The following is a 15,284-nucleotide window of genomic DNA, read 5'->3' as shown; positions in this document are numbered from 1 at the left end:
AGCACCCAAGGAGCAGAAGGTCGCAAACGCCTTGAAGAATACCACCACAATCTGCCGGACGCGGCTTCCTGACGTTACATTAAATTTCGCGTATATTTCAGGCTTATTTCAGGGAGGGGCCAGTGTCCATCGATCTCGGGGGGGCCGAAAAGGCACGCGCAACAGTTTGGCTCTCGCGAGGGCTCGAAGCATTGGTCGGCGATCTGCCCCAGATCGCCGATCCACGGAAGAGACGCGCCAAGGACAAGTATGATTTCGACATTGTCATAGTCGGCAGCGGCTATGGCGGCTCTGTGGCTGCCGCGGAACTTGGCAACTGCAAGGATGCTCAAGGAAACCCGTTGAGGATCTGCTTGCTCGAACGCGGCAAGGAGTACCTGGCGGGAATGTTCCCAACCCGCATGGCCGATTTGGCGGGACACGTCCGCTTCACGACGCCCTTCGCGGAGCGCCAGCGTGGTGTGTTCGATGGACTGTACGACATGCGCTGGAGCGATGATGCCGCAGCGCTCGTTGCCTCCGGCCTTGGTGGGGGCTCATTGATCAACGCCGGTGTCATGGAGATGCCCCACCACAAGGTTTTCAAGGAGGCGCGCTGGCCTGCCGAGATTCGTGACGAAACCAAGCTTGACGAGACGGCTGAACAACTGCGCGCTTGGTTGGGGGCCAATGCCATCGGCGTCCCTTCATTGGCCAAGACCGAAGCACTCAGGAAGCTGGGCGACGGCAAGATGCAACCGACCCGGATAACGGTTGCATCCGATTGCCGCACGAATTCCGCGGGGGTAGCCATGGGTTCGTGCCGCCGGTGCGGCGACTGCGCCACAGGCTGCAACCACAACGCCAAAGAATCCCTCGACCTGAATCTGTTGCGCCTTGCCCAACAAAGCGGAGTTCGCATGGTCACCGGCGCCACCGTCCTGCGCGTCTCGCCGTTGACGGACGGATGGCAGGTGGACGTCAACCACACCGACGGGCAGTTGAGAGATCGCCAACGGAAACCGTTTGCGTTGCGGGCAAGGCGGGTGATTCTCGCTGCCGGGACGTTCGGCTCGACGGAAATCTTGATGCGCTCGCAGGATGACCGCACCAGGTTCTCCGACCAGTTGGGCCGCAAGTTCTCCGCTAACGGGGATATGCTCGTGGTTGCCCACGCCTTGACGACGCGGGTCAATGGAGTGGCCGATGAAACGCAGGATCCGGCTGCTGGCTCTGCCCGCGACGGTGGCCGCGCGATCGGTCCGACAATAACCGCGATGATCGATCTGCGCCAAGGCAACGCAGATACCGACCTGGTGATTCAGGATCTGGCGGTGCCGGGACCGTTGCGCCGCCTTTTTGAGGAGAGCACCACCACATTCGATGTGCTCAATCGCGTGGCAGAGGGCGATGGGGGGAAACAGGAGCCAAATCCCTCATGGGCCGACGACGCTGCCGTCGACCCTGACGCCATCGCGAACTCCCTGGTGCTGGCGATGATTGGCCGCGACGACGCCGAGGGCGAACTGGCCCGGGGTGGCGCCATTCAAGATAACAGCGACGGCATGCTCACCGTGCGATGGCCGGGGTTGCGATTGGATCCGCGGTTCGAGAGACATCACAGGCATCTTGCCGACCTGCTTCAAAAATCGGGGTTGGGAGGGCGCGTGGTCAACAATCTGCTATGGCGGCCATTGTCCGACCGCCTGGAAGCCGTATTCGGCCGCCAACGCGGTCCCCTGGTGACGGTGCACCCGCTTGGGGGATGCGCCATGGGTGATGATGTCCGACAGGGCGTTACGGACCATTGCGGACGCGTGTTCAACGCCGCCGAGACTGCCCCCAGCCCTTTCCACGAGGGACTGGTCGTGCTCGATGGCTCGATCGTTCCCACGTCCCTGGGCATCAACCCGGCTCTGACCATCGCCGTTCTTGCGTTGCGAGCGATCAGCGCACTCAAGGAAAAATGGCACCTTAGCGGCGGCCGCTTGATCGACTCCCCTGTGCCCCGGCATTCCGCCGGCACCCCGAGACCGATTTATTCTACGCCGCGAACCAATCCCGCACCCACTCCAACCAGGATCGAACTGACTGAACAGGTGCGAGGTCAAGTTCCCCTGGTGACAGGCAGCATTGGCAAGGCAAGACTGCATACCGTCGAAGTGACCCTCACCACCAAGCCCGTGGTCCTATCCGATCTCTTTTCTTTACAGGCACCAGGCGGCCGCACTCTGCCGATCGCCGACGGCCGGTTGCGCATTCTGCGGGCAGGAAAGCAGTTCGACCCTGTCGCCGACCAAGCCTATGAAAGCGACGTCGCCGTCGAAGCCGAAATTTCGGGCACGCTGCGTCTGTTCGATCGCGAGGAGTCTGGTCCTGTCGGTCGAACAGCGCGTGCTCTGCTGGCTTGGGCGATCAACCGTGGATTTCGCGATCTCGCCTACACCTGCATCCAGCAAGGCCAGAAGTGGCTGCGTCTCAAGCCTCCGGACAGTGGAGGGCCCTCAGGTATCGGGCCGTCCGACATTTTCCGCCTGTGCTCCCGTGCCGGTGGGGTGCGGTTGATTGCATACGATCTGCACATCGAAAAGATCGTCAAGGCAGATGACCTGGTGTCCGAGAAAGCCGCTGCTGACGCGGGGTTCGACAGCTCGATGTTCCAGCATGGCAAGATCAGAGCGGTCAAACGGCTCACATATGGACGCGGCGCCAGTCCCTGGACGCAGCTGATACAGATGTCGGTCGTGGCTTTCCCGCGCATGCGCAAGACTGCTCTCGGCAGGAAGCCACCGGTTCTGGAACTCAACAAGCGCTACCTGGCCCGGCGGCAGGTGCCCCTGCTGCGAATAGTCGATCAGGAAAACAGGGTCGCCGCGCTGGCGGATTTGATGTCCTTCCTGCTTTACGGCTTGCGTGTCGTGCTTCAGATACATGCGCTGAGTTTTCGCCGTCCCGACCCTCCATCGGAACGTGTGCCACAAAGACTGCCCGGGGTAGTAGCGGGTTTGCCGAACCCGCAAATCGAATGGCTGACCTTAGGCACGGCGATGCCGTCGATTCGCATCCGCCTGGCGCGCTATGACGGTACTCCCGACGGACCGATCAACAGCAGCGTCCCGAAACGCCCGGTACTGCTTATCCACGGCTACAGCGCAAGCGGCACCACCTTTGCCCACGCTGCAGTGCCCGGCAATCTTGCCCAGACGCTATGCGACGCTGGCCGCGACGTGTGGGTGCTCGACATGCGCTCGAGTTCGGGCTTGACCACGGCCACTGGCAACTGGCCATTCGAGGCGATGGCGGAGCAGGATATCCCGGTCGCCATCCGTCACGTGCTGGCCGTCACCAAGCAGGAAAAGCTCGACGTCGTTTGCCATTGCATGGGCGCGGCAATGTTCAGCATGGCAATGCTCGGTGAGTCTGATCAGCAAAACATACATCAAAAAATTGGGCGAGTGGTTTTCTCACAGGTCGGGCCTGCAATGCTTTTAAGCTCGTCCAATGTACTCGCCGCCTATATAATGCGATACGTCCAATATTTTCTTCAAGTTCAGGATTATGTATTTAGCCCGCGCAGCGAAATTTCGTTGGCCGGTCAATTGCTCGACCGAGCCCTCGCGGCAACGAGAATGCCGCTTGGGGAGTTTCGGCGCGAGAATCCGCTTTGGCCTCCAGGTAGGGTAACGCCTTGGGTCGGGACGAGGCATCGGATGGACGCGCTCTATTCGCGCACCTTTTCGCTCAGGAACCTCTCGGACGTTGTGCTCGACCAGATCGACGACTTCTTCGGCCCGCTCAGCGTCGAGACGGTCTCGCAGGTTATTCATTTCGCCAGTCTCAATACCGTTACAGATAGGGATGGCATAAATCGCTACGTGCTGCCTGACAGGATCAGGGATCGGCTGCGATTCCCAATGATGTCGATCCATGGAGCGGAGAACGGTCTGGTTGACCCTGCGACCCTGAGGCTGATGCGAAACATGCTCAGCGGGGCCGGCGTGCCGCACTTGAATCCATCCTCGGAAGCCGTCGAAAAACCACAGTCAAAGGAAGCGATCAGGCAGATTATCGATGAAAACCAGGCACGCCTGGGTCTCGGCCAGCCCTCCTATCTGACCTGGTGCGTACCTGGTCACGGTCATCAGGATTGCCTGATCGGCAAAGACGCCGCGTCGATTTGCGGTGTGATAGCGAAATACCTTGGAATTCCAGACACCCAATCAGAGGTCGCACCACGCAAGCGTTGGAGTGTTAAACAATGACGCGTTCTCTTCCCTTCGAGGCCAGGGCGCCGGCGTTCGGCGTACGCATTGGGGTCGAAGCTGGCAAGATTCGAGTTCAGGCGGCAGACAGCGGGGGGCGCGGGTTTCCTCATGCCGCCCTCCTTGTCCCCGTTAGCCGAGCAGGAAATCGGCTTTGCATGGTCGAGACAGCGCCCGCACCTGGTCCCGACCAGATGGAACAAGGCGAGAGTTTGGTTGGTCTTTACAAACCGCAAAGTGCATCCCCGTACGTGTTCGATGTTCCGCTCCACGAATGGCCTGCCGCGGAGCAGGTCCTGGTGCTGCTGCTGTACGTGCAGGCCGAGGGTATCGGCGGCCTTGCGCGGTTGCCGCGGCTGCCCGATTTGTCAGGTCCAACGCCGGATGTCTTCGACACCCTTCCACACGCGCTGAAGGCCACGAACGAGGCCGTCCAGGCAGCTCGTGAGGCGCTGGAGGCTGACACGTTTGACGACTTGCGTGGTGGCCTGATCGTAGGCAATCCTAAGAAATCGCACCGAAGCTACGACCGCCGGACAGGCGCCCGGCCAACGCATATTCGCTTCGCCCTCGCCAGTTGCCAATATCCCAGTGACTTCCTCGACCATATGCCCGACAGCGAGCATGCCACACGCGGGCCTGCCGATGCCTCCCTGCTCGCGCTTGCCGATCTGCTGGGCGAAAGCGGCGCGCCAACCTTGCTGCTTCTGGCCGGTGATCAGGTGTACATCGATGCAACCGCCGGCCTCTTCGACCCCAAGGTAACTGATGATCGCTTCCGGATGGCCTATGAACGGCGCGGTCAGAGTCGCGGTGTCATGGCGGTGATGCAGCGCTTGGATCTGGTGGTCGAAACCATGTTGGACGATCACGAAATCCGGGACAACTGGGCCAACGATCCCGATCCCAAAATGCGCGCCAAAGACAACGATATAGTGTCAGGCAAACAGGCGTACCTTAAATATCAACGTGGCAAGACCGGGCGCCTCCCGGCTCATCTTTGGCGCAATTTCACCCACGATGGCATACCCTTTTTCCTCAGTGATACACGCACGGAGCGGGAGGGGCGGACAGCTTCGAATTGGCACAAGGCGAGGATCATAGGCCCCAAACAGTTCGACAAGCTATGCGAATGGCTGACCAGGCCCGAATATGCCGAGCTGCCCAAGTTTGTTCTTACACCTTCAGCCATCCTGCCACGTCGGCGAGAAGTGGCCGAAGACCCCAGCTGCGCCTTACATTCCGACGCATGGGACGGATACCCGCGCTCCGCGCACGCATTGCTCAAGTTTGTCTGCGACGAGGAAATCACACGAATTGTCTTCCTGTCCGGGGACGAGCACCTCAGCAGCCTTGTTACCGCCCACGTGACAAACTGCATTACCGGCAAGCAGTGCATCCTGCATTCGGTCCATAGTTCCGGTCTGTACTCGCCTTATCCGTTCGCGAATGGCGTTGCCGACGATTTCCAGGCTGATGAGACCTTCTTCTTTCCCGATTTGGCGAGCGGGCCGTATCGCTGCGAAGTCCAGACAAGTTTTGCGCCGGGCGATGGCTTTGCGCTGCTGACGGCTGCCCATCACCCATCGGGTTGGCGCCTGAATGTCGATTTCCATAACGCCGGCGGCCCCAAGGTCGACGGGTCCTTCATACGGGAGTTGGGTTGACAACTGCATCATGATGCCGGGTTGAGACATACCGTCGAACGATCGAGCTTAATTGAATTCGCTCGGGCGGCGGCCTATACGTCGAACCGATGGAAACCATAGCCAGCGCCCAAAAAGAAATCACTCCGCTGTCGGTCCGCGGGTCTCCCGCGGGGCGGGCTGCGCCGTTCCTGCCGATGACCCGCGCCGAGATGGCGGCGCTCGGCTGGGATGAATGCGACATCGTGCTGGTCACGGGCGATGCCTATGTCGATCATCCGAGCTTCGGCATGGCGATCATCGGTCGTCTGCTCGAATCCCAGGGTTTTCGGGTCGGCATCATCTCGCAGCCCGACTGGCAATCGGCCGAGCCGTTCAAGGCGTTGGGCAAGCCGAGACTGTTCTTCGGCGTCACCGGCGGCAACCTCGATTCCATGGTCAACCGCTATACGTCGGACCGCAAGCTGCGCCATGACGACGCCTATACGGCCGGCGGCGAGGGCGGCAAGCGGCCGGACCGCTGCACGATCGTCTATACGCAGCGCTGCCGCGAGGCCTACAAGGACGTGCCTATCGTGCTGGGCGGCATCGAAGCCTCACTGCGCCGCATCGCCCATTACGACTACTGGTCCGACAAGGTGCGCCGCTCGATCCCGGCCGACGCCAAGGCCGATCTCCTGATCTACGGCAATGCCGAGCGTGCTGTGGTCGAGGTGGCGAACGGGCTCGCCGCCGGCGACACGCCGCGCCAGCTCGACGCCATCAGGGGCGTCGCCCTGTTTCGCCGCGTGCCCGAGCATTTTACCGAACTCCATGCCGACGATCTCGATTCCGCCGACGAGGGTGCTAGCCGCAAGCCCGGCGACATCGTGATCCGGCTGCCGTCCTTCGAGCAGGTCGAGGGCGATCGCGATGCCTATGCCCGTGCCTCGCGCGTGCTGCACCGCGAGGCCAATCCCGGCAATGCCCGCCCGGTCGTCCAGCGCCATGGCGATCGGGACCTGTGGCTCAATCCGCCGCCCATCCCGCTGACCTCCGAGGAGATGGACGCCGTCTACGACCTGCCCTACGCGCGCGCGCCGCACCCGTCCTATGGCGATGCCAAAATCCCCGCCTGGGACATGATCAAGTTCTCGGTGACGGTGATGCGCGGCTGCTTTGGCGGCTGCACCTTCTGCTCGATCACCGAGCATGAGGGCCGCATCATCCAGAACCGCTCCGAGGGCTCGATCCTGCGCGAGATCGAGAAGATCCGCGACAAGACCCCGGGCTTCACCGGCGTGATCTCCGATATCGGCGGGCCGACCGCCAATATGTACCGGATGGCCTGCAAGGACCCGAAGATCGAGGCGGCCTGCCGGCTGCCGTCCTGCGTGTTTCCCGATATCTGCCCCAACCTCAACACCTCGCATGACGACTTGATCCGGCTCTATCGCAAGGTGCGCGAGGTCAAGGGCGTCAAGAAGGTCATGGTCGCCTCCGGCGTGCGTTACGACCTCGCCGTCAAGAGCCCCGAATATGTCAAGGAACTGGTGACCCACCACGTCGGCGGCTATCTCAAGATCGCGCCAGAGCACACCGAGCGCGGGCCGCTCGACAAGATGATGAAGCCCGGCATCGGCACCTATGACCGCTTCAAGGAGATGTTCGACGCAGCCGCAAAGGAAGCCGGCAAGAAATACTACCTCATTCCGTATTTCATCGCCGCCCATCCCGGCACCACCGATGAGGACATGCTGCAGCTGGCGCTCTGGCTGAAGAAGAACCGCTACCGCGCCGATCAGGTGCAGACCTTCCTGCCTTCGCCCATGGCGACGGCGACGGCCATGTACCATACCGGCGTCAACACGCTGAAGGGCGTGCGGCGCGGCGCGACCGACAAGGTCGAGACCGTTCGCGGCGGGCGCCAGCGCCGGCTGCACAAGGCATTCCTGCGCTACCACGACCCCGACAATTGGCCACTGCTGCGCGATGCCCTGAAGGAGATGGGCCGCGCCGACCTGATCGGTCCCCGCCCCGACCAGCTCGTGCCCGCCCACCAGCCGCCCGGCACCGGCAAGGCCGCCGCCACCAAGCGCCCCGTGCGCCCGATCGGCAGAGGGCAGAGATTCACCACCAAGGGCGTGCCGTTTCCAAAGAAGTGAGCCGTAACGCCCCGTCAGCATAGCTGACCTGAGGGTGGCGATCCGACCCACAAGCAGATCCGATTTCGCCGGCAGCTTGGCGCCCCAATGCAGTAGTTTGAGAACGACTCGGCGAATGACCGTTATGGGGATTCAAGCTTATAGTCGTAACGGCAGCGACACCAGCCGTCGAGGTTGGACCGACATTAGTTCCAACAATCGCTAACCTCGCCTTCGACAGGAAGGAAGAAACGTCGCCATTCGCTCGGTCGCGGCGAATTCGTAGCCCTACTCGGCGGCCGCCTCCGAGGGCGCCTCGGCCGGCCCCGAGGGCTCCGCGTCGGCACGGGGCTTGCGCCGTGAAAACAGCGACCTGAGCGTAACGTAGAACACCGGCGTCAGGAAAAGGCCGACGAAGGTGACACCGAGCATGCCGGAGAACACCGCGGTGCCGAGCGATTGGCGCATTTCTGCGCCGGGGCCTGTTGCTATCATCAGCGGCACGACGCCGAGGATGAACGCGAAGGCAGTCATCAGGATCGGCCGCAGCCTGAGCCGGCAGGCTTCGACGGCAGCCTCTGTGACCGACAGGCCCCGCTCCTGCGCCTGGCGCGCGAATTCCACGATCAGGATCGCATTCTTGGCGGCAAGCCCGATCAGCACGATGAGGCCGATCTGCACGAGGATGTTGTTGTCCAGCCCTCGCAAAGACACGCCGAGCAACGCCGCGAGCACGCCTAGCGGCACCACCAGCACAATGGCGAACGGCAGCACCCAGCTTTCATATTGCGCCGCCAGCGCTAGGAACACGAACAGCACCGACAGTCCGAAGATATAGACAGCGGCATTGCCGGTGTTGCGTTCCTGATAGGCGAGCTCGGTCCATTCATAGGAGGTACCGGCCGGCAACGTCTTTGCCGTGATCCCCTCCATCAATGCCAGCGCGTCGCCCGTGGAAACGCCGGGCGCGGCGTTGCCCTGCAGCGGCACCGAGACATACATGTTGTAGCGCTGGACCAGCGCCGGACCGGTGACGTCGCGGATCTCGATCAACGTGCCGAGCGGAACCAGCGCGCCGGTCGCCGAGCGAACCTTCAGTTTCAAGATGTCGGCGCGATCGAGGCGGAACGGCTGGTCGGCCTGCGCCCGCACCTGGTAGACGCGCCCGAAAGCGTTGAAGTCGTTGACATACGCGGTGCCCAGATTGATCGACAGTGTCTCGAAGATGTTGGGGATCGGCACGTTAAGGATGCGCGCCTTGTCGCGATCGATCGCAAGGAAGAATTGCGGGCTCGACGCGGAGAACGTGGTGAACACGCCCGTCAGCCCCGGCGTCTTGTTGGCCATGCCGGCGATTTCGTAGGCAAGCGCCAGGATCTGCCGCATGTCGGCGCTGTTGCGCTCCTGGATCTGCAGCTTGAAGCCGCCGGCATTGCCGACACCGCGAATAGGCGGCGGCGGCAGTGCTATGATAAAGGCTTCCTTGATGCTTTGCAGGCTGCCGAACAGATTGCCGATGACCCTGGTCGCCGACTGGCCGGCTTTCAGCCTCTCATCAAACGGCTTGAACCTGGCGAAGATCACGCCCTGGTTGCTGGCGTTGGTGAAGGTCGCGCCGGAGAAGCCGGCGAACGCGACTGCGTAGTCGACGCCTGGGGTTTTCTGGATGATTTGCGACGCCTGCTGGATGACCGCATCGGTCCTCGACAGCGAGGCGCCGTCGGGCAACTGGACGACGACGATCGCATAGCCCTGGTCGAGCGACGGAATGAAACCGCGCGGCACCGTCTGCGCCATGTAGACCGTGGCGTAGATCAGGGCCGCGAAAACGGCCAGCATGGCGGTGATCGCTATCCGCGAGCCGACCAGCACGCGAATGATGCTGGAATACCAATGGGCGACCCTGTCGAAGCCGCGATTGAAGCCGTCGGCGAGCGCCCGTCCGAACCGCGCCAGGAAAAAGCGCGGCGCCGCCGCCGCGGCATGGTGCGGCTTGAACAGCAGTGCGGCCAGCGCTGGCGAAAGCGTCAGCGAATTGAATGCCGAGATCGCCGTCGAGACCGCGATGGTAATCGCAAACTGCAGGTAGAACTGCCCGGAAATGCCGGGGATGAAGGCTGTCGGCACGAACACGGCTATCAGCACCAGCGAGATCGCGATGATGGCCGTTCCGACTTCGTTCATGGTCAGGTGCGACGCCGGATTGGGCGCCAGCCCACTGGCAATATTGCGCTCGACGTTCTCGACCACGACGATCGCATCATCGACGACGATGCCGATCGCCAGAACGAGGCCGAACAGCGTCAGCATGTTGAGCGAGAAGCCGGCGGCGTAAAGCACCGCCAGCGTGCCGATCAGCGACACGGGGATCGCCACGATCGGCACGATCGCCATGCGCCACGACTGCAGGAAGACGATGATGACGATGATGACGAGCAGCATCGCCTCGAGGATCGTCTTGTAGACCTCCTGGATCGACTCGGCGACGAACTCGGTCGGATTGTAGACGATGTCGTAGTTCAACCCCTTCGGGAAGTCGCGGGAAAGCTCCTTCATCTTGTCCTGGATCTCCGCGGCCGCGGCGAGCGCATTGGTGCCCGGCCGCTGGAAGATGGCGAGCGCGACCGCCGGTTTGCCGTTGAGATAGGAGTTGGTGACGTAATCCTTGGCTCCGAGTTCGATGCGCGCCACGTCCTGCAGCGAGATCAGGCGCCCGTCGTCGGTCGATTTGACGATGACGTATCGGAAGTCGCGGGCGTCGTTGAAACGGCCTTGCGTGGTGACCGTGTACTGGAACGCCGTGCCAGTGCCGGTCGGCGGCGCGCCGATCGAGCCGCCCGACACTTGGACGTTCTGGTCGCGCAGCGCCTGCACCACATCGCCCGAGGTCATCCCTAGGGCGGATAGCTTTTCCGGATCAAGCCAGATGCGCAGCGAATATTCGCGTTCACCGAAGATGATGAGGTCGCCGACGCCGTCTAACCTGAGCAGTATGTCGCGCACCCGCGAGCGGGCGTAGTTCGAGACGTAGAGCTGGTCGTAGGTATTGTCGGGCGACAGCATATGCACGACCATCATCAGGTCGGGCGAGCTCTTGGTGGTGGTGATGCCGAGGCGGCGGACCTCTTCGGGCAGGCGCGGCTCGGCGACCGACACGCGGTTCTGCACAAGCACCTGCGCCTTGTCGAGATCGGTGCCCAGCTTGAAGGTGATGGTCAGCGCCATCGACCCGTCGCCCGACGAATAGGATGACATGTAGAGCATGCCCTCGACGCCGTTGATCTCCTGCTCGATCGGCGTTGCCACCGTCGCTGCGACCGTCTGGGCGTCGGCGCCCGGATACTGCGCGCGAACGACGATGGTCGGCGGCGCGATCTCGGGATATTGCGCGACCGGCAGCTGGGTATAAGCAATCCCGCCGAGGATCAGCAGGACGATCGAAACGACCGATGCGAAGATTGGACGGTCGACGAAGAAATGCGCGAACCTCATTGCTGCAGCCCGGCGGTTTCGACCTTGGGCGGCAACGTCACCATCTCGACCTTCACCTTGGTGCCGGGCCTTGCGTGCATCAGCCCGTTGACGATTATCGTCTCGGCGCCGGTCAGGCCCGAGCGGATCACCCGGTAGCCGTCGAGAAGCGGTCCGGTGCGCACGGGCTTCGCCGACACCATTCCGGCCTCGTCCACCAGCAACACGATACGGCGATCCTGATCGGCGCCGATCGCCTCGTCGGGCACCAGCACGCCGCTATGCGGCAGTGACCCCGGCACGTTGATGCGCCCGAACATGCCTGGCTGGAGAACGCCGTCGGGGTTGGCAAACCTCGCACGCACCCGCATTGTGCCGGTCGCGTTGTCGATCCGGTTCTCGGCAAAATCGAGCTTGCCCTTGAACACCGCCTCCGCGCGGTCGGCGACCTGAACCTGCACATCGAGCCCGCCGGCGCCTTCCTGCATGCTGCCGCCACGCGCCTTCGCGTCGCGGGCGTAGCTGAAATACAGCCGCTCATCGACGTCGAAATAGAAATCGATCGGATCGCGTGTGACGATGGTCGTCAGCAAGGTGGAATCCGGCTGCACGAGGTTGCCGACCGACACCAGCCGGCGGTCGATGCGGCCGGACAACGGCGCCTTGATCTCGGTGAATTCCATGTTCAGGCTGGCGGTCGTCAGCGCAGCCGTCGCGCCCTGCATCTGCGCCTGCGCCGCAAGGTATTCCCGCCGGCGGTCGTCGACCGTGGCGGGCGAGATGTTCCCGGTCTTGGCAAGTTCGTTGGCGCGATCCAGCTGCATCTTGGTGAATTCGAGCAGGCTCTTGGCGACGTCCACTTGCGATTTGGCGGCATCATAAGCGGCCTGGTACGGCCGCTGGTCGATGGTGAAGAGCAGGTCGCCCTTGTTGACCAGTGCGCCGTCCTGAAAGCTGACCTTGTCCAGATAGCCGCTGACTCGCGAACGGATGGCGACCTGGTCGACGGCTTCGAAACGCCCGACGAACTCGTCGTCCTCTATGATGTCACGCACCACCGGCTTGGCCGCCGTCACCACGGGCAGTTGCTGGTCCTGCGCAAACGCAGTGCCGCTGAAAGCCATGGCGAGCAGGAATGCCGCCGGCACGGCGGCGCGGGCCAGCCAGCCGGCCGGTTGACGCGGTCGCCCGCCCACGTCGCAACGCAATTGCCCATTGCCTGTGGTGTCCATTTGCGTCCCCACTCGCTGGACCCGGAGGTCGGTTGATCCGCTTTTACGCTCAGCCTTTTTCGTCGAGACCCGAGCACTGCAATGTTGTGCACGGCACATGATCATTTTCCATATGGGCTGAAATGTCCATCCTGTGGCTGCCTCGCCACCGGGCTAGGCCTAGTCGCAATCTAAAGGAATCAGGATTCCTTTGACACACACCGTCAAGCCAAACTCGCCACGCTCGTCACCCGCCTTCAGCCACACACCCCTGATGACCGATTGGTAGGAGCGTATCACGGCTGAAAGCGTCAAGAGGCAGGTGCTGGCGCAAGGCGGCCGACGCGGCGCCGCGGTTGTTTTCCGGCAACGGCAAGCGACGTCGTTGCGGCCAAGATGGGGGCGCCAGCGGAATGGCACCTTTCTCGCTGGGTCGTCCCAGAACCGGACCGTCCGCTTCCGGCCCCCTTCGGGTCATTCAAGAAATGGATCGCGAATGGATATCGGCGGCCCCGACTGGGAGCGCGACTTCCCGCTGCATGACGGCGGCGAAGAAGCCGTCGGTGTCGTTGCGCGCGGGCGTCAGCGACAGGTAGTCGGAATGGGCCGAATTCGTCAGCCGCGGCGCGGCCTCGTTGAGCGGCACGGCACGAAAGGCGGGATGCCTCGCCAGGAAAGCGGCCACCTGGTCCTCATTCTCCTCGGACAGCATCGAGCATGTCGCGTAGACCAGCCGTCCGCCGGGCTTCAGCAGGCGCGCCGCGCTTGTCAGGATCCGGGCCTGCAGCGACACGAGCTTGTCCAGACCCTGTTCCTCTCGCGCGCGCCAGCGTGCATCGGGATTGCGTCGCCATGTGCCGGTGCCGCTGCATGGCGCGTCCACCAGCACGCGATCGAAACCACCCTTGTGGCGCTTGATCCAGCGATCCGTTTCGCCGGCCAGAAGCCTGGTCTCGATGTTGTGCAATCCTGCCTGCCGGAAGCGCTCGGCGCCGCGCTTCAAACGGCCTTCCATGACGTCGCAGGCGACGACATGGCCCTTGTTGTTCATCTGCGCGGCGATAGCCAGCGTCTTGCCGCCGGCTCCGGCGCAGAAATCGACCACGCGCTCGCCCGGCCGGGCATCGACCAGCATGGCGACAAGCTGCGAGCCCTCGTCCTGGATCTCGACCTCACCGGTCCTGAGCATCGGCAGGCTCGCCAGCGAGGGGCGTTCATGCACACGAATGCCGTAAGGAGCGATGGTCGACGGCTGCGCCCGCAAGCCGAGATCCTTCAGCGCGTTGAGCATGGCCTCGCGCGTCGACTTGATCGGATTGACGCGCAGATCAAGCGGCGGCGGCGTCAGAAGCGCTGCCATCTCCTGGCCGAACGCTTCTTTGAAACGGCGCCGCAGGGGATCGGCCGCCCAGGACGGGCATTCAAGGCGCACCTCTTCCGGCATGCCGGGATGGTCGATCGCCGAGCCCTGCAATTTGACCAGCAGCGCCTGCTCGTGATCCGTCAGCATGGCAGGCGCGAATTTCGCCCCGTTGAACAGGCCCTTGATCTGATCGGGCGTCTCGCCTTCCTTCAGCGTCAGCCACACCAGCAGCCGGTTGCGAGGCCTATCCTCGCGCCCATGCCTTGCCAGCCACCAGCCAAGCCGTGCATGGTGCCGCAGAAGTCCATAAAGCAACTCCAAGATCTGGCCACGGTCCCTGTCGCCGATATAGCGCCGGGCCCGAAACCAGGCCGAGACGACAGCATCCGCGGGACGCGCGACGCTATCGACTTCATGCATAAGTTCGATTGTGGCTTGCAGGCGGGGGGCAGGGTTCACGGAACGGCGATCAGGCTGAAAAAACGCCTATATAGGCGACAGAGCCGCTCCTGGCCATCGTTCGCCGATGGAGGCTCGTCAGCCGGGGCTCTTCGCCAGCATCTTTTCGGCAAAGGCCTCGACCTCGCCTGCGCGAGGTTCCTTGCCCGTATGCGTGAGCAAATAGGCCGGGGTCAGGAACAGACGGTTGCTGACCGGCTCGACGATCTCGAGGGAGTAATAGCCGATCTGCGTGAAATAGAGGACGCGCGCCCGCACGAAGGCCTCCGTGTCCGCATAACCGTGCCGCGAGAACATGGCGCGGATCGCATCGACGCGCTTGTCGTCTTCCTCGTTGACGACCCGGTGCACTTCGGCGGATTGGCGCGACCAGGCGCGCACGGCGAAATCCAGCCGCGGATTGAACAGCTTCTCATCCAGCCAGCACTCGAAGATGTTGAGCACGGCCTGTGTGATCGACGCGGCCGGCATGCCGGCCTGTTCGACGATGAAACGGGTGTTGTTGTTGCGCCAGTGGTCCAGCAGCTGGTCGAGCAGGTCCTGGCGGCTTTTGAAGTACCAGTAGAAGCTGGACCGGGAGACGTTCAGCTTCTGCCCGAGCGCCAGCACGCGCACCGCCTCGACGCCCTCGGAGATCAACGTCTCCAGCGCGAGGTTCATCCAGTCCTCGCGCGTCACCTTGGTGTTGCCGGTCAGACCGGACCGCCGCACGACGTCATCAACATTGGAATCGGAAAGCATAGCGGACGGGCCAAGATTGAACGCCGGCT

General features: G+C 62.8%; 7 protein-coding genes. 3 read left to right on the top strand and 4 right to left on the bottom strand.

The window, feature by feature from the left end; genetic code table 11:
• Window positions 1–122: 122 nt before the first annotated feature.
• The 3 genes from E5X34_RS04385 (at window position 123) to E5X34_RS04375 (ending at window position 8,031) form a co-directional block, all read left to right on the top strand.
• Entirely contained in the window at window positions 123–4,241 is a 4,119-nt protein-coding gene (locus E5X34_RS04385) for a GMC family oxidoreductase N-terminal domain-containing protein (protein WP_292561497.1), read from the top strand.
• Between the two features lie 158 nt (window positions 4,242–4,399).
• Complete coding sequence (locus tag E5X34_RS04380; protein WP_292561494.1) at window positions 4,400–5,908, top strand: alkaline phosphatase D family protein; 1,509 nt, start codon at window positions 4,400–4,402, stop codon at window positions 5,906–5,908.
• Window positions 5,909–5,997: 89 nt separating this feature from the next.
• Entirely contained in the window at window positions 5,998–8,031 is a 2,034-nt protein-coding gene (locus E5X34_RS04375) for a YgiQ family radical SAM protein (RefSeq protein WP_292561492.1), read from the top strand.
• A 267-nt stretch (window positions 8,032–8,298) separates the two neighbouring features.
• Here the strand turns inward: E5X34_RS04375 and E5X34_RS04370 are convergent, their stop codons facing one another.
• The 4 genes from E5X34_RS04370 to E5X34_RS04355 form a co-directional block, all read right to left on the bottom strand.
• Window positions 8,299–11,502, bottom strand: coding sequence for a multidrug efflux RND transporter permease subunit (locus E5X34_RS04370; protein ID WP_292561490.1), 3,204 nt, complete (start codon window positions 11,500–11,502; stop codon window positions 8,299–8,301).
• A complete protein-coding gene (locus E5X34_RS04365; protein WP_292561647.1) occupies window positions 11,499–12,605 on the bottom strand; it encodes an efflux RND transporter periplasmic adaptor subunit in 1,107 nt (368 codons plus the stop codon). Before E5X34_RS04365 ends, E5X34_RS04370 begins: the two co-directional genes overlap by 4 nt.
• A gap of 565 nt (window positions 12,606–13,170) precedes the next feature.
• The gene (locus E5X34_RS04360; RefSeq protein ID WP_292561487.1) at window positions 13,171–14,475 is read right to left on the bottom strand and encodes an RsmB/NOP family class I SAM-dependent RNA methyltransferase; all 1,305 of its coding nucleotides are present in this window, start codon (window positions 14,473–14,475) and stop codon (window positions 13,171–13,173) included.
• Window positions 14,476–14,592: 117 nt separating this feature from the next.
• The gene (locus tag E5X34_RS04355; RefSeq protein ID WP_366664871.1) at window positions 14,593–15,225 is read right to left on the bottom strand and encodes a TetR/AcrR family transcriptional regulator; all 633 of its coding nucleotides are present in this window, start codon (window positions 15,223–15,225) and stop codon (window positions 14,593–14,595) included.
• Between the last annotated feature and the right edge of the window lie 59 nt (window positions 15,226–15,284).

It is taken from the genome of Mesorhizobium sp. (assembly GCF_004963255.1).
GTDB lineage: Bacteria > Pseudomonadota > Alphaproteobacteria > Rhizobiales > Rhizobiaceae > Mesorhizobium.
Note: the sequence above shows the minus strand (reverse complement) of the source record. Positions and strands in the feature narration are given on the sequence as shown.

Excerpts from the sequence above, each read along its gene's own strand:
- E5X34_RS04360 (WP_292561487.1), bottom strand. The coding sequence starts at position 14,475 with ATGCATGAAGTCGATAGCGTCGCGCGTCCCGCGGATGCTGTCGTCTCG.
- E5X34_RS04380 (WP_292561494.1), top strand. The coding sequence starts at position 4,400 with ATGGTCGAGACAGCGCCCGCACCTGGTCCCGACCAGATGGAACAAGGC.
- E5X34_RS04370 (WP_292561490.1), bottom strand. The coding sequence starts at position 11,502 with ATGAGGTTCGCGCATTTCTTCGTCGACCGTCCAATCTTCGCATCGGTC.
- E5X34_RS04365 (WP_292561647.1), bottom strand. The coding sequence starts at position 12,605 with ATGGCTTTCAGCGGCACTGCGTTTGCGCAGGACCAGCAACTGCCCGTG.
- E5X34_RS04375 (WP_292561492.1), top strand. The coding sequence starts at position 5,998 with ATGGAAACCATAGCCAGCGCCCAAAAAGAAATCACTCCGCTGTCGGTC.